The sequence below is a fragment of the uncultured Cardiobacterium sp. genome, assembly GCF_938028185.1.
Taxonomy (GTDB): Bacteria; Pseudomonadota; Gammaproteobacteria; order Cardiobacteriales; family Cardiobacteriaceae; genus Cardiobacterium.
Genome location: NZ_CALJAH010000063.1, coordinates 1 through 1,872, shown reverse-complemented (window position 1 = coordinate 1,872; position 1,872 = coordinate 1). Strand labels below are relative to the sequence as shown.

1 protein-coding gene is annotated in these 1,872 nt (G+C 66.3%); it reads left to right on the top strand.

Going from position 1 to position 1,872, the window contains the following annotated elements:
* Positions 1–1,765: assimilatory sulfite reductase (NADPH) flavoprotein subunit (locus Q0349_RS02035; protein WP_298079177.1), on the top strand; the 1,765-nt coding region annotated here is incomplete at its 5' end.
* Positions 1,766–1,872: the final 107 nt, after the last annotated feature.

Below are 1,872 nucleotides of genomic sequence, written 5' to 3'. Positions count from 1 at the left end.
CGGCTCCTCGCTGGATACCCTCACCCCGCTGCAACTCGCCTGGCTCTCCGGCTACTGCTGGGCGCGGGCGGATGGCGCGGGCGCATCGCTGCCTGCCGCCATCCCTGCGGCCAGCGCGACTGCCACTGCTGCCGAATCCGCACCGCAAAGCGCGCCACAAGCCGCACCGGAACCGCTCGCCGTCACCGTCCTCTCCGCCTCGCAGACCGGGCACGCGCGCGAAGTCGCGGGCAAACTGCACGCCGCGCTCGCCGAACAGGGCATCAGCGCCAAACTTGTCAGCGCCGCCGACTACAAGCCGAAAACCATCACCGACGAACAAGTGCTGCTGCTCGTCACCTCCACCCAGGGCGAAGGCGAGCCGCCGGAAGAAGCGGTCAGCCTGCACCGCCACCTCTTCGGCAAAAAAGCGCCGCAACTGCCCGCGCTGCGCTTCGCCGTCTGCGGCCTCGGCGACAGCAGTTACCCCGATTTCTGCCAGGCGGGCAAAGACTTCGATGCCCGCCTCGCCGAGCTGGGGGCGGAACGCCTCGCGCCGCGCGCCGACTGCGACGTTGATTACCAGCCGACCGCAGCCGCGTGGATAGCGCAAATCGCGCCGCTCATCGCCGCGCTGCAAGGCGGGAGCAGCGTCCCCGCCGCCGCTGCCGAACCGGTGCCGACGGTGCAATACGACTGCGACCACCCGCTCACCGCGCCGCTGCTCGCGCGGCAAAAAATCACCGGGCGCCAGTCCACCAAGGACGTGCGCCACATCGAGCTTGACCTCTCCGGCTCCGGCCTCACCTACCAGGCGGGCGACGCGCTCGGCGTCTGGTGCGAAAACGACCCGGCACGCGTCGATGGCATCCTCGCCGCGCTGCAACTGGACGGCGCGACGGACATCGGCGGGCGGACGCTGCGCGACATCCTCATCCACGAGCGCGAAATCTCGCAGAACACCCCCGGCTTCGTTCAGGGCTACGCCGCGCTCGCGCAAAACGCCGTGCTGGACGGCGCCATCGCCGCGACCAGCCCCGCCGCCTTCGCCGCCACCACGCCGATAGACGCCATCGTCGCCCGTTACCCGGCCGCCATCAGCGCCGAAGAATTGCTGACGCTGCTGCGTCCGCTGACGCCGCGTCTCTACTCGATCGCGTCCGCGCCGGAAGAAGTCGGCGAAGAAGTGCACCTCACCGTCGGCGTGCTGCACTACGAACACGACGGCAAAACCTACAGCGGCGCGGCGAGCGGCTACCTCGGCGAACGCCTGCCTGAAGACGGCGCGGTGCGCGTCTTCGTCGAGCCGAACCCGAACTTCCGCCTGCCGGACGACCCCAACGCTGCCATCATCATGATTGGCAACGGCACCGGCATCGCGCCCTTCCGCGCCTTCATGCAGGCGCGCGTTGCACGTGAAGCGCCGGGGCAGAACTGGCTGGTCTTCGGCAACCCGCACTTCACCGAAGACTTCCTCTACCAGACCGAATGGCAGGGCTGGCGCAAGGACGGCTACCTGCACCACTACAGCCTGGCGTGGTCGCGCGACCAGGAAGAAAAAATCTACGTGCAGGACAAACTGCGCGAAGCAGCGGCAGACGTGTGGCAGTGGCTGAAAAACGGCGCGTATGTGTACGTCTGCGGCGACGCGGCGCGGATGGCGAAAGACGTCGAACGGGCGCTGTTGGACATCATCGCCGGGGAAGGCGGGATGCACGCCGATGATGCCGAGGATTATCTCGATGAACTGCGGCAGGAGAAACGCTACCAGCGGGATGTATATTGAAAACAAAGGCCGGGCAAACCCCGGCCTTTGTTTGGGAACGGATTTACATACACTTGAGCGCTCAATGTGTATGTATAGTGGAATAAATTTGAAATAACCCAAACTCA